Source organism: Paraburkholderia sp. FW306-02-B (assembly GCF_058782725.1).
In genome coordinates, this window is sequence record NZ_JBYSXZ010000001.1 from 2,247,379 (window position 1) to 2,268,556 (window position 21,178).

The 21,178-nt window shown below is 64.9% G+C and carries 22 protein-coding genes and 1 pseudogene; 8 read left to right on the plus strand and 15 right to left on the minus strand.

What is annotated here, in order from left to right:
- Window positions 1-75 precede the first annotated feature (75 nt).
- From AC3WOG_RS09895 to bufA1, 4 genes are read right to left on the minus strand one after another with little or no spacing between them, the layout of a single operon-like run.
- Entirely contained in the window at window positions 76-486 is a 411-nt protein-coding gene (locus AC3WOG_RS09895; protein WP_492579762.1) for a DoxX family protein, read from the minus strand.
- Window positions 487-536: 50 nt separating this feature from the next.
- Complete coding sequence (locus tag AC3WOG_RS09900; RefSeq protein WP_492577812.1) at window positions 537-1,352, minus strand: HvfC/BufC N-terminal domain-containing protein; 816 nt, start codon at window positions 1,350-1,352, stop codon at window positions 537-539.
- Window positions 1,324-2,214 (minus strand): MNIO family bufferin maturase, encoded by an 891-nt coding sequence (gene bufB / locus AC3WOG_RS09905; RefSeq protein WP_492577813.1) that lies wholly within the window; start codon window positions 2,212-2,214, stop codon window positions 1,324-1,326. The genes AC3WOG_RS09900 and bufB overlap by 29 nt, the downstream gene beginning before the upstream one ends.
- A gap of 13 nt (window positions 2,215-2,227) precedes the next feature.
- Window positions 2,228-2,560 carry a BufA1 family periplasmic bufferin-type metallophore gene (bufA1, locus tag AC3WOG_RS09910; protein WP_492577814.1) on the minus strand — a complete coding sequence of 111 codons (333 nt, stop codon included), beginning with the start codon at window positions 2,558-2,560 and terminating at the stop codon, window positions 2,228-2,230.
- 132 nt (window positions 2,561-2,692) lie between these two features.
- Between bufA1 and AC3WOG_RS09915 the strand changes: the two genes are divergently transcribed.
- From AC3WOG_RS09915 to AC3WOG_RS09935, 5 genes and pseudogenes are all read left to right on the plus strand, one after another.
- A complete protein-coding gene (locus tag AC3WOG_RS09915) occupies window positions 2,693-3,352 on the plus strand; it encodes a sigma-70 family RNA polymerase sigma factor (protein ID WP_492577815.1) in 660 nt (219 codons plus the stop codon).
- Window positions 3,349-4,005: an NrsF family protein gene (locus AC3WOG_RS09920; RefSeq protein ID WP_492577816.1), complete on the plus strand. Its 657-nt coding sequence runs from the start codon at window positions 3,349-3,351 to the stop codon at window positions 4,003-4,005. Before AC3WOG_RS09915 ends, AC3WOG_RS09920 begins: the two co-directional genes overlap by 4 nt.
- A gap of 112 nt (window positions 4,006-4,117) precedes the next feature.
- Window positions 4,118-4,465, plus strand: a complete 348-nt coding sequence (locus AC3WOG_RS09925; protein WP_492577817.1) for a mercuric transporter MerT family protein — start codon at window positions 4,118-4,120, stop codon at window positions 4,463-4,465.
- Window positions 4,466-4,477: 12 nt separating this feature from the next.
- On the plus strand, window positions 4,478-4,753 hold the full coding sequence (gene merP / locus AC3WOG_RS09930) for a mercury resistance system periplasmic binding protein MerP (protein ID WP_492577818.1): 276 nt from the start codon (window positions 4,478-4,480) through the stop codon (window positions 4,751-4,753).
- Window positions 4,754-4,831: 78 nt separating this feature from the next.
- Window positions 4,832-4,969, plus strand: a pseudogene (locus AC3WOG_RS09935) (OmpA family protein); the annotation flags it as partial.
- Between the two features lie 92 nt (window positions 4,970-5,061).
- On the opposite strand, the gene AC3WOG_RS09940 reads toward AC3WOG_RS09935, so the two are convergent.
- Together AC3WOG_RS09940 and AC3WOG_RS09945 are read right to left on the minus strand one after the other, a co-directional pair.
- Window positions 5,062-6,342 carry a sensor histidine kinase gene (locus AC3WOG_RS09940; protein ID WP_492577819.1) on the minus strand — a complete coding sequence of 427 codons (1,281 nt, stop codon included), beginning with the start codon at window positions 6,340-6,342 and terminating at the stop codon, window positions 5,062-5,064.
- Complete coding sequence (locus tag AC3WOG_RS09945) at window positions 6,326-7,015, minus strand: response regulator transcription factor (RefSeq protein ID WP_492577820.1); 690 nt, start codon at window positions 7,013-7,015, stop codon at window positions 6,326-6,328. Before AC3WOG_RS09945 ends, AC3WOG_RS09940 begins: the two co-directional genes overlap by 17 nt.
- 336 nt (window positions 7,016-7,351) lie before the next feature.
- Between AC3WOG_RS09945 and AC3WOG_RS09950 the strand changes: the two genes are divergently transcribed.
- Both AC3WOG_RS09950 and AC3WOG_RS09955 read left to right on the plus strand, forming a co-directional pair.
- Entirely contained in the window at window positions 7,352-8,275 is a 924-nt protein-coding gene (locus tag AC3WOG_RS09950) for an SAM-dependent methyltransferase (protein WP_492577821.1), read from the plus strand.
- 58 nt (window positions 8,276-8,333) lie between these two features.
- On the plus strand, window positions 8,334-8,729 hold the full coding sequence (locus tag AC3WOG_RS09955; RefSeq protein WP_492577822.1) for a DUF4280 domain-containing protein: 396 nt from the start codon (window positions 8,334-8,336) through the stop codon (window positions 8,727-8,729).
- Window positions 8,730-8,733: 4 nt separating this feature from the next.
- Here AC3WOG_RS09955 and AC3WOG_RS09960 read toward each other — a convergent pair whose 3' ends face one another.
- From AC3WOG_RS09960 to tssB, 9 genes are all read right to left on the minus strand, one after another.
- On the minus strand, window positions 8,734-9,282 hold the full coding sequence (locus tag AC3WOG_RS09960) for a toxin-antitoxin system YwqK family antitoxin (protein WP_492577823.1): 549 nt from the start codon (window positions 9,280-9,282) through the stop codon (window positions 8,734-8,736).
- A 7-nt stretch (window positions 9,283-9,289) separates the two neighbouring features.
- Window positions 9,290-11,278: a type VI secretion system Vgr family protein gene (locus tag AC3WOG_RS09965; RefSeq protein WP_492577824.1), complete on the minus strand. Its 1,989-nt coding sequence runs from the start codon at window positions 11,276-11,278 to the stop codon at window positions 9,290-9,292.
- Between the two features lie 142 nt (window positions 11,279-11,420).
- Window positions 11,421-14,003, minus strand: coding sequence for a type VI secretion system ATPase TssH (tssH, locus tag AC3WOG_RS09970; protein WP_492577825.1), 2,583 nt, complete (start codon window positions 14,001-14,003; stop codon window positions 11,421-11,423).
- Complete coding sequence (gene tssG, locus AC3WOG_RS09975) at window positions 14,000-15,097, minus strand: type VI secretion system baseplate subunit TssG (protein ID WP_492577826.1); 1,098 nt, start codon at window positions 15,095-15,097, stop codon at window positions 14,000-14,002. The genes tssH and tssG overlap by 4 nt, the downstream gene beginning before the upstream one ends.
- Entirely contained in the window at window positions 15,061-16,848 is a 1,788-nt protein-coding gene (gene tssF / locus AC3WOG_RS09980; protein ID WP_492577827.1) for a type VI secretion system baseplate subunit TssF, read from the minus strand. Before tssF ends, tssG begins: the two co-directional genes overlap by 37 nt.
- Window positions 16,832-17,305: a type VI secretion system baseplate subunit TssE gene (gene tssE, locus AC3WOG_RS09985; RefSeq protein ID WP_492577828.1), complete on the minus strand. Its 474-nt coding sequence runs from the start codon at window positions 17,303-17,305 to the stop codon at window positions 16,832-16,834. The genes tssF and tssE overlap by 17 nt, the downstream gene beginning before the upstream one ends.
- A 53-nt stretch (window positions 17,306-17,358) precedes the next feature.
- Complete coding sequence (locus AC3WOG_RS09990) at window positions 17,359-17,862, minus strand: Hcp family type VI secretion system effector (RefSeq protein ID WP_492577829.1); 504 nt, start codon at window positions 17,860-17,862, stop codon at window positions 17,359-17,361.
- 91 nt (window positions 17,863-17,953) lie between these two features.
- A complete protein-coding gene (gene tssC / locus AC3WOG_RS09995) occupies window positions 17,954-19,432 on the minus strand; it encodes a type VI secretion system contractile sheath large subunit (protein ID WP_492577830.1) in 1,479 nt (492 codons plus the stop codon).
- Window positions 19,433-19,458: 26 nt separating this feature from the next.
- Window positions 19,459-20,025: a type VI secretion system contractile sheath small subunit gene (tssB, locus tag AC3WOG_RS10000; RefSeq protein ID WP_492577831.1), complete on the minus strand. Its 567-nt coding sequence runs from the start codon at window positions 20,023-20,025 to the stop codon at window positions 19,459-19,461.
- A 485-nt stretch (window positions 20,026-20,510) separates the two neighbouring features.
- Here tssB and AC3WOG_RS10005 point away from each other — a divergent pair, with 485 nt between their 5' ends.
- Entirely contained in the window at window positions 20,511-21,140 is a 630-nt protein-coding gene (locus AC3WOG_RS10005) for a hypothetical protein (RefSeq protein ID WP_492577832.1), read from the plus strand.
- Window positions 21,141-21,178: the final 38 nt, after the last annotated feature.

Consider the following 21,178-nt stretch of genomic DNA (forward strand, 5'->3'; position numbering starts at 1 on the left):
ATGCTACGCAACGGCCTGTGAAATTTTCGTCAAGTAGGTGTTAATTCGGTGTGAAGTCGGTACGTCTGTGGCGAATTAGCCGATCCAGCGCCGTCGTAGCCAATGGTCGACGGACCAGCTTCCGGCACCGCGGCATAAGAGCACCAGCAGCATGGCAGCCCACTGGATATGGGTGGGCCATGCCTGGGGATAGACAAATATCTCGATGACGCTGGTCATCCCCAGAAGTAGAAATGCAACGGGCCTGGTAGCCAGGCCGAGTATCAACAGGACAGGTGTCGACAACTCGATCGACACGGCCATGTAAGCGGCCAGTTCCGGCGGCAGGAGCGGCAATCTGTATTCGTCGCGGAACAGGGCAAGAGCGCTCTCCCAGTTCGCCAGTTTGGTCATCGCGGAGTTCCAGAAGACGGTCGCAACCGCCATTCGCAACGGGATGGCGAGCAGGGCGTAGGGCACGCGCTCGAGCCATCTGACAAGACGCATGATTTGACTGCTGTCGACCGGCGGCAGGGTGACGGGTTGATCAGAGCGTGTCATGTGCGGGTCCTCCGTATTTCGCGTGCAACTGCCCTTGGAACCGCGCTAACGTCCGCAAGGCATCCGCGCGCCAGGTGCGTGGCGAGCACGGTATACGCGTCGTCGCATGGCGCCTCTTCCAGCGCTGCGGATAACGACTTTCCCGAACACAGCGCTGCGGTAAAGCGCCATTCGCACTCGCCCAGACGCACCACCTCGATGCCGCTCCGCGTTCGGTGAACGAGCAGCCAGACGGGCCCTTCCGCGAGATCGACCGCTGCCATGGCCCGGTCGTCGCGCTCCAGTACCGCATGCCAGATGACGTCAACCGGGAATTCACATCGCAGCAGTCGCACCGCCGGGTGAGACTGGAAGCGCAATTGCGCCGGCCCGGCCTCGCCCAGTGCCGTCAGGCGCGCGATATCGAGCGGCGGGGCATCTGGCGCGTGGAGGACGAGGTTGACGTGCCATTCCAGGCGTGCCACGTCGGCGAGATAAGGCACCGACGCCGCTTGCGGCAGCCGGTCCAGAAAATCCGGAAATCCCGCACCGTACTCATCCAGCCACGCACTGCGCGGTGGAGCCTCTGCCACGAATAACCCCGCAGCGCCCTCAAAAAACGCCGGACCGACCAGATGCTGCACCGCCGGGAAGACCAGGCGAAGGGCCGTGGCGAGCACGCTGGCGCAGGTATTGCGGTAAATGCCGAGCCGTGCGCCGGCGTCCAGGCCGTCGGCGATCACCCAGGCCGACGCGTCGCCGTCAGCGCGGTCGAGCAGGCTTCGCTGCATCGCGCGCTGCAACTCAAGCAGCGCTGGCGTGTCCGTGTTCATGGCGTTGCCTTTCCAGTTCCGTCTCGGCGAGGACGGCCTCTTCGATCAGGGTTTCGATCGGCGGTACGTCGGTATCCCATTCGATCAGCGTCGGAACCGGCCCGAAGCGCTCGAGCGCCTCGCGGTAGAGCGCCCAGACTTGCGGTACAACGCGTGAACCGTGGTCGTCGATGCGCAGCGTCTGTCCGTTATCGAGCTGCCGGACGCTGTGCCCGGCGAGATGGATTTCGCCGATCGAGGCCGGCGGCAACGCATCGAGGTAGGTCATCGCATCCCAGCCGTGATTGCAGGCGCTTACGTAGATGTTGTTGACGTCGCACAGGATGCCGCAACCGGTGCGCTGTGCGACCTGGGCGAGGAATTCCCATTCTGGAATCGTCGAATGCGTGAAGCGCAGATAGGTCGATGGGTTCTCCACCAGGATGCGTCGGCGGAGGCACGTTTGCAGCTCGTCGACATGCCGGCAGACAACGCTCAACGCTTCTTCAGTCATCGGCAGCGGCAACAGGTCGGCCAGATACGTGCCGCCGGCCACGCTCCACGCCAGATGTTCGGAAACGAGCCCGGGTTCGACCCGCTCGACCACACCGCGCACCCGGGCCAGATGTGCCGCGTCGAGCCCGTCGGCGCTGCCGAGGGACAACCCCACGCCGTGCAGCGACACCGGATAGTCGCGGCGAATCGTGTCCAGGGATTGAGGTGCGCTACCGCCGCCCATGTAGTTCTCGGTATGCACCTCGAACCAGGCGACCGCGGGTCGCGTGTCGAGCACCGGCTGGTGATGGCGAAAGCGCAGCCCGATACCGGCCTTCACCGGAATCGGGCTGGAGGCTTCCAGCGCGGGGGGCACGGTAATGCTCATCAGTGTGGGCCGCTCAGCTTGCCTGCAACTTGCCGCCCTGAATCTTCGAGCAGTCACCCGCCGGCAGCAGCACGAAGGACTTCGTATCGCGCGCCTGAGTGGCCTGGCCTGCGCACGAATGGGCGCCCTCGGCACAGTCGTTCTTCGCGACCGAATTGACGCCGTAGCATTTTTCCAGCTTGTTCTTCTGCATCCGCATCATGTTGTCCTGGACAACCTGCGGCATCTTGCTCATGTCCTTCATCTCCTGCGCCTGTCCCGGCAACGCCTGCATCGCAAGCGCGAGACCGATCGCGGCGGACAGGGTCGAAGCGGCCAGTAGCGGCTTACCCAGTTGCTTGCTCATTTTGCATCCTCCTGAGGTTGGGGTCGCAGAATCGCAACCTGCAGGAAGATTCGCCGGACGACGGGCAAAGGTTACGCCGCACGCAAAATTTATATTCACGCAGGCACCCGGCCAAACGTGCAGAATTCGTACATGTCCTCCAGAATGCACCGCCCCGGCCCGACGCTGAGTGTCGTACGGAATGCTCACGATGCGGCCCAGGCCGATCACCCTCCCGAAACGTCGGAGACGCGCTCCGACGGCACGCTCGACTGGTCGATCCTGATGGCTCACGCACAGTCGGGCGACCGGGACGCGTACCGGCGTCTTCTCGAAGCGATCACGCCGTATCTACGGGCGCTCGCGGCACGCCATATCGCCAACCGGAGCGACGTCGAAGACACGGTTCAGGACATTCTTCTGACCGTCCACACGGTACGTCAGACATACAATCCGGTCCTTCCGTTCGGCCCCTGGCTGATCACCATCGCCAACCGGCGCATCGTCGACGGGCTGCGGCGTCAGGGGCGTCAGGGCGTGCGCGAGGCACCGTTCGATCCGGACCATGAAACCTTTCAGGCTGCTGAAGCGAATCTACAGGAAGAGGCGGTGGATGCCAGTATGTTGCGTGACGCTGTCGAGCACCTGCCGGCCGGACAACGGGACGCGATACGCATGCTGAAACTGGAAGAAATGTCGTTGAAGGAAGCCGCTGCCGCGAGCGGCATGTCTGTGGCGGCGCTGAAAGTGGCCACGCATCGGGCCGTGAAGAATCTGCGCCGGTTGATAGAAAAGCGGGGTGGCCGGCCATGACTTCAACCTCTGAACTGATCGACTCGCTGGTCGCAGACGCGAAGCCGGTGCGACGCCTGCGACCGCCTGTGACGCGGGCCCTGTGCTGGCTGCTGTTTGCGGCGCTGTTGCTGGCACTGGTTGCGCTCGTGCACGGCGTGCGGCCTGATCTCATACTCAAGCTGCGCCAACCCGCCTTTGTCGTTGGCGTGGTGGCAGCCCTGCTCACCGCCGCGCTCGCCTCGACGGCGTCGTTCATTGCGAGCGTGCCGGGCCGCTCGCGACGGTGGCTATGGCTGCCTGCACCCGCCGTGATGGTGTGGATGTCCACGATCGGTTATGGCTGTCTGACGAACTGGGTGAGCATCGGGGCGGACGGGATTTCGCCGGGCGAAACCGCGCGCTGCTTTGCGACGCTCGCGATCACCGGTATCCCGCTGTCGCTGGCGATGCTCATCATGCTGCGGTACGTGGCGCGTCTGGCTCCGACGCCTGTCGTGATGACGGCGAGCCTTGCGGTTGCCGCGATGACCGCGGCCGCTCTGTCGCTGCTCCATCCGCTCGATGCGACGGTCATGATCCTGATGTGGAATGCCGGCGTGGCGGCGCTGCTGCCGGCCCTCAGCGGCCTGTATGGGCGTCGGCTGTTCGGCTGGGTGGCGCTGCGGGGATGAGACCGCGGGACAGCGACGGTTGGTGAAGGTGCGCCCGGGCCGAAGCCCGGAAGGTTGGCGACGCCACGGAAACTGGGGACGCACGCGGGCAAACCGCTTCAAGGAGAGGGACATGACGCCGCTCACCGGAAAGGGTTCACTGATCGCCGGCGTACTGGCCGCCATCGGTGCGTCGGTGTGCTGTGTCGCACCGCTCGTGCTGCTGGCGCTCGGCATCGGCGGCACGTGGGTCGGCAGCCTGACGGAGATGGCGCCTTACCGGCCCATCTTCATCGGGCTCACGCTGCTGTTTCTCGGCCTGGCCTTCCGCGGGCTCTACCTGGTGCCGCAGGTCTGTGCGCCGGGCGCACCCTGTGTCGATCCGCGCGTGCTGAAGCGACGACGGACGACGTTCTGGATCGTTACCGTCCTGCTGCTCGGACTGCTGGCCGTGCCGTCACTGGCTCCACTGCTCTCCTGAAAGGAGGTTTCCATGCGCAAACTGCTGATTACCGCGCTTGCCGCCTTGCCGCTTCTGGCGCTGGCCGTCGCGCCGAAAACCGTCACGCTCGACGTGAAGAACATGACGTGCGAACTCTGTCCGGTCACGGTCCGGAAGTCGCTTGAAAAAGTACCCGGCGTGAGCACCGTCAAGGTCGATTTCGACAGGAAGACGGCCACGGTCACCTATGACCCCGCCAAGGCCCAGCCCGACGCTCTGACCAGGGCGACCACGAACGCGGGCTACCCCTCGACGGTGCAGAAGTGAGGCCGCGATGGATGCGATCGTCCTGGAATCTGCCAGTCGGAATACTGGGCGCATGTCGCTCGGGTGTGAAGCTCGCCCCGCGTGCTGCTCCTGTTCGGTGTTCCCGATTCGCAGATCGAGGCGATCAGTTTCGGTAAGGAAAAGCCGGCGGCCACCGGGCATGACGAGGCCTCCTGGGCAATCAATCGGCGTGCCGATCTCGCTCACCGCCAGTAGTCCGAAACGCGGCCATGTCCGCCGTGGTCTCCGGCCTGCCCAGTGCGGATAACGGAATTCCAGCCTGGCCGTACCGCCGTGCCGGACAGATCTCAGTCGAGCGGCGGCAGGTGCAGGGACACGCGCGTTCCTTTCCCGGGCTCGCTATCGAGTCTGATCGACCAGTGGTAGCGATCGCAGATCTTCCTGACTATCGACAGACCGATGCCAAACCCATGTCTGCCGGGTTCGGGCGGGTTAGCCTGGTACAACCGTTCGAACACCCGCGCCAGCGCATCCGGCGGGATGCCGCAGCCTGTGTCCTCGATCTGCAGCCAGCCGTCCGCATAGGTGAAACGGACGTGGCCGCTGTCGGTGTAGCGCACTGCGTTGCCGATCAGATTCGACAGCACGATCGCGAGTGCGGGCCGATTCGCCTCGATGCGCAGGCGACTGTCGACGTCGATTCTCGTCTCGATTCCCTTGCCTGTCAGCGTGACGGCAAACGGATCCAGCGCGTCTTCGATGGCGCCTGCGATGCGCACAGGGCCGACATCGGCCGACGATTCTTCGCGCGCGAGCAGCAGCAGGGCGTTGACGAGATCGATCATCCTGTGCGCCGCGCGATCGATCTGCCGCAGCCGCGCCCTCGACTTCGCGCCCAGCGCCTCATCCTGGTCGAGGAGTTCGCAACTGGTCTTGATCGCTGTGAGCGGCGTGCGCAATTCGTGGCTGACATTGCCGGTGAACTCCTTCTCACGCTCAATCATCTGTGCCATCCGTCCGTGATAGTCGTTGAACGCTTCGACCAGCTCCACGACCTCCGCTTCGTCATACCTGGCGGCATCGAGTGCGGACGATGCGCCGAGCCTGAGTGCCTTGACCTGGCGGGCGAGGCCGGCAACCTGTCGGACCAGCAGGCCGGACAGTCCAAACGCGAGCCAGAAGGCCAGTAGCGCAAACATCCCGGTGCCGATCATCAGCGCATCGATCACCTGCCGGAAACGCCGCTCATACGCGCTGAAGTCGTAGATCCGATATAGCCTCGAATCGCCGAACAGCGCGACCGCGACGTGGATTTCACGGTCGTCCACGATGACTTCATGCGTGCCAACGCGCAGATCCTTGACCGCCACGGGCAGCGCGATGCTCGCGCGGCCGCCTGCGGAGACATGGCCGCCGAGTCGCGGATCGAGCGGCGGCACGAGCGTCGGGTCCATCCGGTAGCTCTGGAGCAGATTCGCCATGTCGTCCTCGATCAGCGCGGCGATGAGCGACTCTTCCTGCGCTTCCGTCAGTGCCTTCACGCCGAGCGCCTGGCCTACGAGCAACAGGATCGTCAGCGCGGAAAAGACCAGCGCGACCTTCAGGCGCAGACTACGACGCGTCTGCATCGCTGTCCACGAACCGGTAGCCCAGACCGTGTACCGTCTCAATGAGATCGGCCTCACCATCGGCGGTCAGCGCACGCCGCAACGTGTAGACGTGCGCGCGCAGCGTATCGCTGTCCGGCAATTGCTCGCCCCAGATCCCGGCCTCGAGTTCGGCCCGGCCAAACACCCGATTCGGCGATTGCATCAGGATGCGCAGCAGTTGCAGGCACTTCGGCGGTAGCTTGACAGGCCGTCCGGCGCGCTCCACCGTGAGCGTCGCCAGATCAAAGCGCACGTCCACGCAACACAGGCTCGCTTGCGTCACCTGACCCTTGTAGCGCTTGATCAGCGCATGGAGCCGTGCGCCGACTTCCTTAAGCGAGAACGGCTTGACCAGGTAGTCGTCCGCGCCGTGAACGAATCCCTCGAGTTTGTCGTCGAGCGTATCTTTCGCGGTTAGCATCAGCACCGGCGTGTCCCGACGTGCTTCTTCCCGCAGTTTGCGGCAGATGGCCAACCCGTCCAAGCCAGGCAGCGACAGGTCCAGCAGGATGGCATCCCAGTGCTGCGTCACAGCGAGATGCAGGCCCATCGCGCCGTCCGGCGTAACGTCGACCTCATAGCCGCCGTTTTCCAGATAGTCGTAGAGATTGGTCGCGATATCCGCGTCATCTTCGATAATCAATACTTTCATCGGGCGGTGTTCCGGGCGAATGGGATGGGGCAGTTTAGCAAGGCCATTAGGTCCGATGCGGCGGGAATGTCCTGCCGAACCTCGCAACGGTGGTTGTCTTTGGCATGAAGGGACAGCCGTTGGGCATAGGGGTGACAGTCCGGACAGCTTCATGATCGAATGTCATGGTGACTTGCAACTCGCACAGTGCCTCTGCTGAATTCTGGACCGAATAGCCCCACCTGGGGTCGCTTCAGAGAACGGAAAATCGCGACCCGGTGATGACCGGACGTGTTGCCGACCTCGATAAGCGAGCTATGATCATGCCTTCATCTCACCAACTAACCGACATTCCTGATGAATGACTCCGATCGACTAATTTCTCACGATAACCGTTCTGATCGCTCGCACGAACACATTATTGAGGCAAGCAAAGCGCGGCTACGCGCCGGGGGAGATATGCCTGGCGCGACGCTCGAGCAGCAACTCGCCCTCGTCGATCAGTTATCCACGTTCGAACTCGGCCGATTCCTGCTCACCAATCGGGGGCTCGATGCGTACTGGACGCACCGTCTCGTGACCTACGAGCCAGCCACCCTGCCGCGTGGCGCGGTGCCCGAGCTCGAATATCTAATCTTCGAAAAGCTGCCGGCCGTACTTGCCACGCGCGAGCGCTTCGGCATATTCCGTCGCGAAGTGCAGGCGATGCTCAAGCCGGGCTTCGTGCTTGCGTCGGTGCCGTGCGGGTTGATGGGCGACTTACTGCTGCTCGATTACACCGGCTGTTCCGACATCACACTGCTTGGCGTCGATCTCGATCAAAGCGCGCTGGACGGCGCACTTGCACTGGCTACCGATCGTGATCTCGCGCAGCGGCTGTCGTTGCGCCATGCTGACGCATGGGCGATGGATCTGAATGCCGAGGCGGACGTACTGACGAGCAACGGCCTCAATATCTACGAGCCCGACGACGAACGCGTGATCACGCTATATCGTAAGTTCTTCGATGCGCTCAAACCCGGCGGCCAGCTTGTCACGAGCTTCCTGACACCGCCACCCGCGCTGTCGGCCGAATCGCCATGGGACATGAGTGCGGTGTCGCCGGCCTCGCTCGCGCTTCAGCATGTGCTGTTCGTGCGGGTGATCGAAGCGAAGTGGAGTGCATTCCGCACGCATACGCAAACTCGCGAACAACTCGCGCTCGCCGGCTTCACGGACATCACGTTCGTTGACGATCGCGCCCGCATGTTTCCGACTGTCGTGGCGCGCAAACCGTCCTGAAAGGTGTCAAGGAGCCACCGAGCAAAGCATGACGGCGATCCTGCGTCAACGAGGGTTTATGGCAAATTTACAGGTATGCGCGGGCGCCACGCTGCAATGCTCGTTCGGGGGTGGCCCCGGCGTGCTGAACGTGTTGCCGGCCAATCGCGCGCTGGTCGGCGGCGTGCCGGCAGCCACGCTGCTCGATTCCATTCCGATCGTCAATGTCACGCCATTCGCGATGTGCCAGAGCACGGCGAACCCCACGGTGATTGCCGCGACCGCGGCGGCGCTCGGCGTGTTTACGCCGATGCCGTGCGTGCCGGTCACCCCCGCGCCGTGGATTCCGGGCGGCGCGCCGACGGTACTGATCGGCCCGGCACCCGCGCTCGACGCGCAAGGCACGCTGATTTGCGCGTGGGGTGGCGTCATCACGGTGGCGCAGCCCGGGCAAACCAGCACGCTGGTGCCCTGAGTGCTCATTGCGGCGCGGGCGAGGTACCGGGCAGCATGCGCCACCAGCGGCGCCAGCGCGACAGAGGCCGGCCGTCGGCATCGAGCGGCCGGCCATCGCGTGCATAACGCTCGGCCGGCTCGAGCGGCTTGCCAGCGCCATACAACTGCCGCTCGGCGAGTTGGCCGTTACTGTGAAAGCGCTCGACGAGGCCGTGCGGCTTGCCCTGCCGGTATCTCGCGTGTTCGAGCAAGGTGCCGTCCGGCAGGTAGGTGTTACTGTCTCCGCTCAGCGCACCGCGCAGATAGTGTGCTTCTCGCTGCACCGAGCCGTCCTGCGCGTAATACACCGCTTTACCATCGAGCTTGTCGTCTGTGTAGTTGAGTTGCGCGGACGGCGTGCCATCGGGATAGAGCAAGGTCGCCGGGCCGCCGAGCCGGCCATGCACGTAGCGCAGCGTTGCGATCAGCACGCCGTCCGCGTAGATGCGCGCAACGCCGTGCAGCACCCCGTCCACCAGCGTGCCTTCGATAGCGGAGCCGCGCGTCACGCTCATGTCTTGAGGGCTGTTCATGTGCGGCTCAGTTGATCTTCACGATGCCGCCTTTGACGGTCAGCAGGCCGCCGCCGTCAACGGTCTGTTCGAGCGAACCCTTGTTCGAGACGCTTTGTGCCTCGTTCGATAGCGTGCCGTCTGACTTGTTCGTCAACGACGAGCCTGCATGATTGGTCAGAGACAGGGCAGCCTGATGGCTCATCGAGCCGTCGGTCCTCGTGCTGAGGTCGCCGGTGCTTTGCAGCGTGAGGGTGCCGCCGACCTTGATCGTCAGATTGCCGTCGACGCTCAGCGTGAAGTTCCCGCTCACGGTGTGCGCAAGGTTGCCGCCGACGCTGCGCGTTTCGTCGCCGCCCGCCTTGACCGTGCGGGTTCCGGCGACGTCGACGGTTTCGTTGCCGGTCTTCACCGTCGCGCTGCGATTGCCGCTTTCCAGCACCAGCGTGTCGTCGCCTTCTTTCACCGTATGCGTGCGCGCGTGCTGGATGGTGCGCGTTTCGTCATGGCCGACGGACCAGGCCGCGTCGTTCAGCACGTTCACGTTCAGGTCCTTTTGCGCCTGCATGAACACTTCTTCGTTATCCTGCTTGTCTTCGAAGCGCAGTTCGTTGAAGCCGGCGTTGCCCTTCGAGCTGCTCGTCTTGATGCCGGACTGCGTCTGGTTGTCGGGCAGCGTATAGGGCGGCTGGTTCGCGCCGTTATAGACGCTGCCCGTGATGAGCGGGCGATCCGGATCGGCATCGACGAAGGTGATCACGACCTCGTCGCCGATGCGCGGCATGAATTGCATGCCGAAGCGTTTGCTGGCCCACGGTTGCGCGACACGGACCCAGCACGAACTGTTCTCGTCGCTCTTGCCGTCCCGATCCCAATGGAACTGCACCTTGACGCGTCCGTACTGATCGGTCCAGAGCTCCTCGCCTGCCTTGCCGACGACGGTTGCCGTCTGGGTCGGCATCACGGGGCGAGGCGTCGCGCGCGCCGGCCGGTATTCGGTGGCCGCGGGGAAGGCCTCGAAGCGGTTGCGGTAGGTATCGTGGCTCGCGTCATGGACCACGCTCGCCACCACCCACTCGACGTTCGCGTCATTCGATTCGTGGCCGGACAGCGTGAACTTGTACCCCGGCAGCAGCGCGCGGCAATCGCTTTCGCCGATGAGCCGGCGTGCGCCGCTGCGCAATTCGTCGATGCGGCGTTTGGTGATCGACGCTGCGGCCGCGCTCGTCTGATAGCGGCCTGGGTATTCGTAGACCTTGGGGGCATCGGAGGCGGCCTCGGCCTGCGAAAAAAGTTGCGACGCGGGCGTCAGATACGCGTAGTCGGAACTGGCAAATACACCGGTCACGCTCTGTTCAACCAGTTCGCAATAGAGGATCTGGCCGGTTTCACGCTCACCGGCGCGACCGGCTGTGTACTCCAGCGTCGCCGCACCAGGAAGCGTAACGAAGGCATCGGCATGGTCTGCCACGACGAGTGTGTGTTTGCCGCTCTCGTGCTGGAAGAAGTAGAACCAGCCTTCCTCTTCGCACAGCCGGCTGACGAAGGCGAAGTCGGTCTCCGCATATTGCACGCAGTATTCGCGTGCCTCGTAAGTGCCTGTCAATGAAAACGAGAAGTCAGTCGCGCCGTGGCCGTTGAAGACGCCCTCGGCGATCTGCTGCGTGGTCTTGCCCTGGAAGATCCGGTTGTTCGATGCCAGCGTCAGCAGCCATAGCCACGAGCGCAATTCGAGCGCGTAATGGCTGCCGTCGACGGTCGACGGCAATTGCGCCGCGCGCGTACAGACGGCATCGATGAGGCGTGGGGTGTCGCCCCACTTGAGCGAGAGCGTGGCGTGCTGGCCGGTCAGCCCGGAGAGCGCGACGGGCGGCGTGGCGCCGGTGGCGCGAACGCTCAATTCGGAGATAGCCCCAATGGCTTCGCGGCCGGTGAGCTGGACGGGGAAGAGCGCATCGAACGGCGCGCCGGCGATCGCGAGGCGAGTGGTGTCGTCGGTCGGGATGGGACGGGGCATGTAATTACAGGTGAGTGAAGCGGGTTGTTTCAGCGAGAAGGGCGTACACGCCGCCCGGCATCTTCACATCCAGATGGACGGCGGGCTGCCGCGCGCGGCGGGTGCACACGCCGCTGAGGCCGGGTGCGCCATGGCCGCGTCGTCACTCGAGCGCCCACTGCGCGAGCGTGCCGACCAGTTCGTTCATCAACACGTTGTCGATTTCGCGCGCGCCGGCCGAACGGCAGCGCGCGAGCACCGCGTCGACAATACCCGTGTCGAAATCGAACTGCTTGCCGGTGAACGCGTGGTATCGGGTTCTCAGTTCCTCCAGTTTCCTTTCGATGATCCCGCGCAGCACCGTGTCGTCGAGCGGGCGGTAAGGCACTGCGGTCATACGCGCCAGGAACGCCGGGCGGAACGCCTCCAGCAGCACGTCGCGCAGCCTGCGCGTGAAGGCGTCGGTGGCGAGCAGGTCGGCCGGCGTGTGCAGCAGCAGTTCGGCGCCGACATTGCTGGTCGCCAGAATGACCGTGTTGCGAAAATCGACGCTCAGGCCGGTGCCGTCTTCCATGGTGCCCTTGTCGAAGACGTTGTAGAACGCCTCCAGCACATCGGGATGCGCCTTCTCGATCTCGTCGAGGAGCACCACGCTGTACGGCCGGCGGCGTACGGCCTCCGTCAGCATGCCGCCCATCCCGTAGCCGACGTAACCGGGCGGCGCGCCCTTCAGTTGCGACACGGTGTGCGCTTCCTGGTACTCGGACAGGTTCACCGTGATCAGATTGCGCTCGCCGCCATACAGCGCATCGGCGAGCGCGTAGGCTGTCTCGGTCTTGCCGACCCCGGTCGGCCCCACCAGCAGGAACACGCCGACCGGTTTCAACGGATCGGTGAGACCGGCGCGATAGGCCTGGATGCGTTTGGCGATGCGGTCGAGCGCCGCGTCCTGGCCGATGATGCGCTGTGCGAGCCGCGCCTTGAGCGTGCGCACCGCGTGCATTTCGTCGGCCAGCATCTTGCCGACCGGAATCCCGGTCCAACTGGCGATCACTGCGGCAACGGCCTTGGAGTCGACGCAGACCGGCACCATCGGGTCGTCGTCGCGGATCGCTTCAAGCCCGCTTTCGAGCCGGGCCAGTTCGGCGCTCAGGTCGTCGAGCTCTTCGCCGAGCGGACTCTGCGGCGCTGCACGCAGCGCCTGATCAAGCGTGGCGAGTCGTGCCCGGGTGCTGAGGATTTCGCGGACCGCGGCGGACTCGTCGTGCCAGCGCGCCTCCAGCTCGCGGGCGAGGGCAGCGTTGCGTTTATGCTCGGCGTCGAGCGCGGCGAGCCGCGCCGCATGGTTCGCGCCCAGCACCATTTCGCGCTTGAGGCGCGCCAGTTCGTCATGCAGCGCGCGTTCGCGATGCCGTGCGGCTTCCAGTTGCGGCGGCGTGTCGTGTTGCGCCAGCGCGACCCGGGCACAGGCGGTATCGAGCACGGCAATTGCCTTGTCGGGCAACTGGCGGCCGGAGATATAACGATGCGACAGCTTTACGGCGTCGACGATCGCCGCCTCGAGCACGGCGACGTCATGATGCTCCTCGAGTTTGGCGGCGACGCCGCGCAGCATCGCGACCGCGGTCTGCTCGTCGGGCTCTTCGACCTGCACCAACTGGAAGCGCCGCGCCAGCGCGGGATCCTTTTCGAAGTACTTCTTGTATTCAAGCCACGTGGTAGCCGCTATCGTGCGCAGCTCGCCGCGCGCAAGCGCCGGCTTCAACAGGTTGGCGACATCGCTTTGCCCCTCGGCGCCGCCGGCGCCGATCATCGTATGGGCCTCGTCGATGAAGAGAATGACTGGCTGCGCCGAGCGCTTGACCTCGTCGATCACACTTTTCAGGCGTTGCTCGAACTCGCCCTTGACGCTCGCGCCCGCCTGCAGCAACGCGAGGTCGAGTACGCGCAGCGCCACGGCCGCGAGAGGCGGCGGCACCTCGCCCGCGGCAATCCGCAGCGCAAGCCCTTCGACGACCGCGGTTTTGCCCACGCCTGGCGCGCCGACCAGGATCGGATTGTTTTGCCTGCGCCGCAACAGAATATCGACGGTCTGGCGAATCTCCCCGTTGCGCCCGACGATCGGATCGATGCGTCCAGCCCGCGCTTCGGCGGTCAGATCCAGCGTGTATTGATCGAGAGTCGATACTGCAGGGCCAGCGCCGCTCGAGCGGCTTGAACTGCCCAGGCCGCTCAGGCCGCCCGCGAGCGGGCCCGTGGCCGCCGCGCCGCGCTCACTCGACGGCGCGAGCCACGCTTTCAGGTTCATCCGCAGCGCGGCGCGCGACACGCGCAGGATCGACGGCACGCTGGCGGACAACTGCGCGCACATCGCATCGCTCTCGAGCAGCGCAAGCAGCAGGGTTCCCGAACTCACCAGCGGCTCCTGCAGCACCACGGTGGACAGGACGAGGGCATCTTGCAGCAGCAGCATGAGATTCCTCGAGAACGACGGCGTGCGGGTATTGCCGCGCTTGAACTGTTCGAGCGCGCGGTTGATCTCGGCGATCAGCGCGTCGCGTTCCAGCGCGAAGTGGGGCAGCACGCAGGCGAGGTCGCCGCCCTCGATGTCGATCAGTTCGAGCAGGAGGTGCTCTATCTCCACCTCGAAATGGGTCAGTTGCAGGCAGCGCTGCGCGGCCCGTTCGAGTGCGCCGCGCGTGGAGCGTTCGAGTGTGCCGACCAGCGTCTTCAGGTCGAGGCTCATCCGGCGGCTCCGCTGCGCTTGCCGGGGCGCAGCTCGCCAAGGCGCATATGGGCGGTGCGCGCGGGCGGCGTGTCGCTGGCGCCGACCCATGCGGTCCAGCCGAGCCGCGGCGGCGCTTGCCTCGACAGCTGCGCCTTGGGCTGCTGGCCGGCGGCGAGATGCAGGTCGAGGTGATGGTAGAGGTCGGCGCCGAAGTAAGCCGCCGCGAGCGCATGCAGATCCGCATGACAGCGGCCGCCGGGAAGAAACGATTCGTAGGTCTCGAGCGGCAGGGGGCCGATCGCGATGCGAATGCCGCGATGCTCGTCCCAGATCCGCGTGCCGACCACCGCGCCTTGTCCGAGGTGGTGGTTGACACCGCGCCGGCCGATGCGGGTGTGGCTCTCTTCGGCCAGCGTGCGCCAGCCGCCTGCGAACGGCGTCGAGCGCACCGGCACGCCGAAATGGTGCTGGGCGATCACGTCGAAACCGGCCAGCGAGCGGCGCCGGTTGGCCATCAGCCCCGCGCGCGCGAGTATCGCCGAGGCGTCGAGGCCGCCCGCCGGCACCGCGCCGCCGCGCTTCGGCAGCGGCAGACCGGTCAAGCCGCGCAGGATGGTCTGCGCGGGACTCTGTGCGGGAGCGAGAAACGGATCGGCGACGCGGTACTTGCGCTGCGCCCGGTAGAGCAGCGCAAGCAGCCGGTGCTGAAACAGGTTGAGGAACGCGACAGCGGACGTATCCTTCTGTCGCAAGCGGTCTTGCAGCCATTCCTGATATGCGCCCGGCAACGGCCCTTCAGGGCCGCCCAGGCCGAACGCGTTGACTTCCAGTTCGGGCTGAGGCGCTGTGTCGTCCGCAGTGTCCGCCTCGGCGGAGAGCGCGCGCGGCGGCGCGCGCCGCAACGCGCCAAGCGCGCTCGGCGCGAACACCGGCGCGAGCGCGCCGGCCAGCGCGAGCGCTTCGGCGCGCGGGTCGAGGCCCGTGCCGAGCGGCACCGAGCCGGGCCGCAGCAGTTCGAGCAGCCGCGCCGCCTGCGCGAATTCGAAGGCATACGGTTCGTCGAACAGCCGCTGCGCTACAGAACGAGCGGGCTGCCCTGGAGTGGCCGCCATGCGTGAATCTCCCTGCCGTCGCGCATCAGTGCGGTATGCACGAAACGATTGACACTCGCGTACAGCGAGAAGAAGTTCGCCAGCACCCCGGAGAACATGACCGTACTGGCGCCGACGAAATGCGTGTGGTCGAGTTCGATACGGACTTTCAGGCCGTTTTGCCAGCCGCGCCACAAGTCCGAGCCGACCTGCCCGACGATCGCCTCGCTGCTCACGCTCTTGAGCCCGGCGATCTGCCGGTGCGCGCCGGGGCTCGCCCCGAGGTTGTGCAGTTCCAGCATCTCACGCAAGGACTGCAGGGCCTGCGGCCCCGCGACCAGTGACGTGTGATTGAGCACGAACTGGGAAGCGAGGCGCCAGCGCGAACTGCCGTCGAGCGCGGCGAAACTTTGCCGGGTCGGACGATGCGCGATCCGCACGCCGGCCACCGGGCCCGGCTGCTCGAACGACAGCAGCGTGCCGGGTTCGAGCGTGTGCGCCAGATGCCGGTTGGTGCAGAGCAGTTCGGCGGTGAGCGTTCGCGCGGGCGGGCTCGCGGGATCGAAGCAGGCATCGACGAAGGTCAGCATCATGTCGCTGCCGGGCCGCGACGGATGCATGCCCGTCACGCGCCGGGCATGCCAGTAGAGCGTCGAGCCGCTGCCGTGCTGCACGCCGTAGTAGGGCGGCACTTCGACGACCTCGCGGCCGCTCACCGAGCGCACCTTGCGCACCGCATAGATTTCGGTGCTGGCTTCGCGGTGCGCGTCGGGGCTCACGCGCAGCTCGCGCTGGGTGCCGTCGGGGCGCAAGGGTTCCGAGGTGCGCGCGAACAGATTCAACGCCGGCGTGCAACCGAGCGCGAAATCATGCGCGTGGAGCGTGAGACGCCCGCTCGGCGCCGCGCCGAGTCCAATCAACAGGTCGAGGCGGTCGCCGGCGTCCGCGGGCGGTTCGAACGGCAGATCGAAGAACGCAAACTTCTCGGGGAAGGCGAAATACTCGACCAGCAAGCGACACGCCGGGTGCATGCCATCCTCGAGCGGCAGCAGCGCTTCGTCGTCGCCGAAGCCAACGGGTTCGGGCTTGCCGGCGAGCGCTTGCGCAGGGGCGCCGGGCGTCTGGAGGTAGACGCTCGCGCCATGTGCGCACAGCAGATCGTAAAGGGTCGCGGCGCTGACGGGCGAGCCCGCGAGCCGCACCCGCAAGCGCTTGACCGGCAACCCGCCGAACCGATGCAGACCGGTGCAGCGCAGCGATAGGCGAAGCGCCGCTTGCAGGCTCGGGTCGGCGGTGGCTGTCTGCGCTTCTTCGGCGTTGAGCATCTGGGCCGCTTCGAGCGCGATCGGCCAGAGCGTCACGTCAGCCGAGGTGCGCCAGCGCACCGCTGTGCCGTCGGGCGTCACGTGAACCAGCGGCGTATTGCGTGGCACCGCGTAACCCGCGGCGACGCTGCCTTGCGTCGGGTCCGCTTCGAGCTGCACGATCGTCATCGATGGCAACGGCCGTGCTGCATATGGGTAGAACTGCTCGAGCAGACCGTCGGTCAGCTCCGAGTATTCGTCGTCAAGGGTGCGCTGGATGCGCGCAGTCAGGACAGCAAAACTTTCGATCAGGCGTTCGACATGCGGATCGGCGCTTTCGCCTGGCCCTAGTTCAAGGCGGCGGGCAATTTTCGGATAGCGTTGCGCGAAGCTCTCACTCGCGCGCCGCAAGTAGGTCAGTTCGCGCTGATAGTAATCGAGCAGCAGATCGTCAAGCGATTCGTTCATCGACCACTCCGACCGGCTGGCCGTCGGCGAGTTGTGCGACGAAGGCGACCGGCCAGGGGCCGGCGCCGGCGTCAAGGGTTCCCATGATGCGCAGCCGCAGCCGCCAGGGCGCGTCCGGCTCCGGTTCGAGCTGGGCGCGTGGTTGCTTGAGGCGCGGTTCGAATGCCACGATTGCCTCGACGACCGCGCGCTCGAGCCCGCTGCGGTCCGCGGCGCGCGCGGCGTCGCTTGCGCTCCAGTCCGGCAGGCCGTAATCGAGCACATCGAGCGGCCGGCGTGCATCCGTGCGCCCGCGCCGTGTGTTGAGCAGCCGTATCAGTTCGGCGCGCACCGAAGCGCGCAGCCCGGCGGGCGTGAGCGTGCGTCGCGCGGGCGTTTCGGCGGGCGCGAACGGGGCGTCGTCCTCGAGCCGCTCAAAGAGCGGCGTCGGCGCGGCGGGGGCGTCAGCGGGCGGCATGATGCCTCGCAGGCGGCAGGGGCGGGCGGTAGGCGGGTCGATGCGTCAGAGGCCTAGCTTCCCTTGACAAGCTTGTTGGCGGCGAGATCCCAGGTCGAGGCGGCGGTGCCTTCCTTCGAGCCGTCGTCCTTCTGCGCTGTCAGTTCCCACTTGATCTTCGTGAAGTTCAGCGACAGCGTTTCGACCGGTTTGCCGCCGGCGCCGCCCGACACGCTGACGTTGCTCAGCACGACGTTGTTGAGCGTGTAGGTGATGAACGGCATGATCTTGCCGTCGCTTTCAGCGGCATTGCGGCCGACGATCACCGTCGCGGTCGCCAACGCCTTGCCGCCGCAGCAGTATTCGTTCAGCGTCGGCGTAGCGACGTCGACGTACTTCGTGACGGTGAACTCGCCGATATGCGGCTTGCCCGAGGTGCGCTCCGAGTTGCTGACGTCGTTGGTGACCTGCATCGCCACGTTGTGACTGTATGACATCACTTCGATCTTGTCGGTATAGCCTTCAATGGTGCATTCGCCTTTGATGTCGTCGCCGAGATCGAGAATGATCGAATCCATGACTGAGCGCTCCTGAAACGTGTAGAAGCGGCGCGTGCCGGGATGGCCGCGCCGCGCGGATGGCAGAGGGGTGCCGCAGGGCCGGAGAGAATCAGGCCGCGGCAGGCGGCGGCAGCGATGCGACCAGTCTGATCGAAGCGGTTAGCTCCTCGAGCTGGAAGTGCGGCCGCAGGAACACCGTCGCCTTGTATGCGCCGGGCTTGCCGGCGACCTCCGTCACGTCGACGCGCGCCTCGCGCAGCGGATACTGCGCCTTGATTTCCTGCGGCGCATTGTCGTTGAGCAGCACGTAGTCGGCGATCCAGGTGTTCAGGTAGGAACGCACGTTGTCGCGCGTCATGAAGCTGCCCACCTTGTCGCGCATGATCACCTTGATGTAATGCGCGAAACGCGACGCGGCGAGCACATAGGGCAGCATGGCCGAAATGCGCGCGTTAGCGGTAGCTTCATTGGTGTTGTAGGCCGCGGGCCTGTTGGCGGTCTGGCCGCCGAAGAACACCGCCAGTCCCTCGCTCTTCTTGTGGCACAGCGCGATGAAGCCGAGCGAATCCAGCTCCTTTTCGCGCCGGTCCGTAATCGCGATCTCGGTCGGGCATTTCATCGCCTTGTCGCCGGAGGCCGTCTGGAAGATATGGTCCGGCAGTTTCTCGACCGCGCCGCCGCCTTCCACGCCGCGGATCGCGGCGCACCAGCTGTATTGCGCGAAGGCGTTGGCGATGCGCTGCCCCAATGCATAGGCCGCGTTGCCCCACAGGTACTTTGAATGCTGGGTGCCGTCGACGTCTTCGACAAAACTCATGCCTTCCACCGGATTGCTGTCCGGATGATACGGACGGCGCATCAGCACGTGCGGCAGGACCAGCGCCACGTAGCGCGAGTCTTCGCTCCTGCGGAATTCACGCCAGCGGTGCATGTCGATCGTCTCGAACACCTTCGACAGATCGCGCGGCACGCTGAGTTCGGTGAAGCTGCCCATGTCGAACAGCTGCGGATGCGCAGCCGAGATGAAGGGTGCGTGGGCCGCGGCCGCGACCGAGGCGATCTTCTCGAGCAGGCTGATGTCGGGTGTCTGGCGGCTGAAATAGTAGTCGCCGATCAGCACGCTGAAGGGGTGGCCGCCAAAGGTGCCGTATTCCTCTTCGTAGACCTTCTTGAAGAGCGCGCTGGTGTCGACGTCGATGGCCTTTTCAAGGTCGTTCTGCAGGTCCTTCTTCGATACGTTCAGCAAGCGCAGCTTCAGGCGCGTGCCGGTCTCGCTGTTCTTCACGAGGTAATGGATACCGCGCCACGACGCTTCGAGCGCCTGCATATCCGCGTCGTGCAGAACCTGATTGAGCTGCTCGCTGATCAGCTCGTCGATCTTGCGGATGTGATCGTTGATCATCGCGACGGTATCTCGGCTGACCGTCATGTTCTTGTCGAGCACCTGCAGCGCGAACTCGGCGAGCAGTTCGCGGGCGTGCTGCTGCTGCTCGTCGTCGTGGGCCATGCGGCCGTCGTGAACGATCCGGTCGAGCAGCGTAAGCGTTTCGGTTTGCGCGGGCGCAGCCGCGGCTTGAGTATCCGACATCAGCGTCTCCTTGGGGCGGGCTGGGCTCAGGCGCTTGTGGGCGCGTCGCCGGTGGGATCAGTCGCATCCGCCGGCGCGGGCAGTTGCGCGACGACGCCGTCGTGCGGATGAGCGGACTTGATTTCGGTCAGCCCCTGCGTGTTGTGCACCACGTCCTGCAGCAGCTTGTCGAGCTCGTCGTTGCCGTCGAGCTTGGTGAGCAGGTCGCGCAGGCGCAGCCGCGCATCGTAGAGTTGCTTGAGCGGCGCGATCTGCTGAACGATCTGCACCGGATCGAAGTCGTCGATATGCTGGAACTTGAGCGCGAGGTTCAGTTTGCTGCCGTCGCCAGCCAGCGTATTGTCGACCTGCAGGGCGACGCGCGGCCCGATTGAGCTCATCACGTCGTTGAAATTGTCTCGATCGATGTCGACGAAGCGGCGTTCCGACAGCTTGGCTAGCGGCGCTTCGGGCTGACCCGAAAGATCGGCGAGGATGCCGACGACCAGCGGCAGCTCTTTTTTCTCGATTGCGTTGCCGGTTTCGACGTCGTACGTAATCTGGACACGCGGTGGGCGGTTCCTTTCGAACCAGTGCTGGGTACTGTCGGCCATGGTCACCTCTCGGTTTTGGTTCTTGTAACGCTAATAGCGCGGAGCATGCTCCGCTTTTTTCTTTCTAGCGCGACAAATCCCGCTTCCGATATCAAGCTGCGTGAGGGCCTGTGCGAAGACGAGCGCAAGCACTCGGGCAATCGAAATCGTGATCGCGCCGCACTGCGTGACTGCAACAGAAGATAGTGCGCAAGACACTATCGAACGGTCATCAACCCTTCGACAGCGCATGGCGCACCCAACCCCGGAAAGCTACGCCGACAGGAATCCGAAAGAAATTCCGCTCGCGACAGTTTGCTCAGACAAAAATACTCTACGATAGTCTGCAGCGAAATTCAAACAAAAATTTAACGTTTTGCGTCGAAGCCTCGCGCGGGAGCAGAACTCACCCGTAGTGACAATTTCATGGCAGAGTCACGACCCAACGAAGCGGCAATTGCGGTGTACAAAGCGATACTTGTAGACTACGCTCGCCGCAGGGCGTGATGCGCGAGGGCGTGCGGGGAAACTGGGAGATGCCCGGCACACGACAAAACATACGAGGACGGCTGCACCAGGAGTCCATGCGAATCATGGCGGCGGTGCCGGCCGGCGCAGACCGGCAGGAAGTGAAAGGGGATATCGACGTGAACAATGCTTCGCGACTCACTGCTGACCGGCGCAGCCGATCGCCTCGGCGGTGGTCAATGGCGCTCGTGGCCATGCTGTGCGTCGCGGGTTGCTCAGCGTCGCTGCCGCGCGTCAAGGTCGAATCGCTGGCGATCGAGGTGGCGGCGCAGGCGAACCTCGATACGCCGATTGCGGTCGACACCGTATTGGTACGCAATCCTCAATTGCTCGATATGCTGCTCGGTTTGCCGTCCGCCAAATGGTTTGCGCAGCGCGAGCAGTTGCGGCGCGACTATCCGAAAGATCTGAGCGTCGTCTCCTACGAGCTCGTTCCTGGCCAGCAGATTTCCGACTCCACGTTTGCCTTCGAGGGGCAGCGCGCGGCCGGCGTACTGGTGTTCGCCGCCTACCAGACGGCCGGCGCCCACCGCTTGCGGCTCGACGGCGGTCCGTCGAAGCCACTGCTCGAACTGGGCGACCAGGATCTTCAGTTGATCGCCCGCTAGAGCGAACCATGAACTTCGACGACCTTGATGGCCGCGAT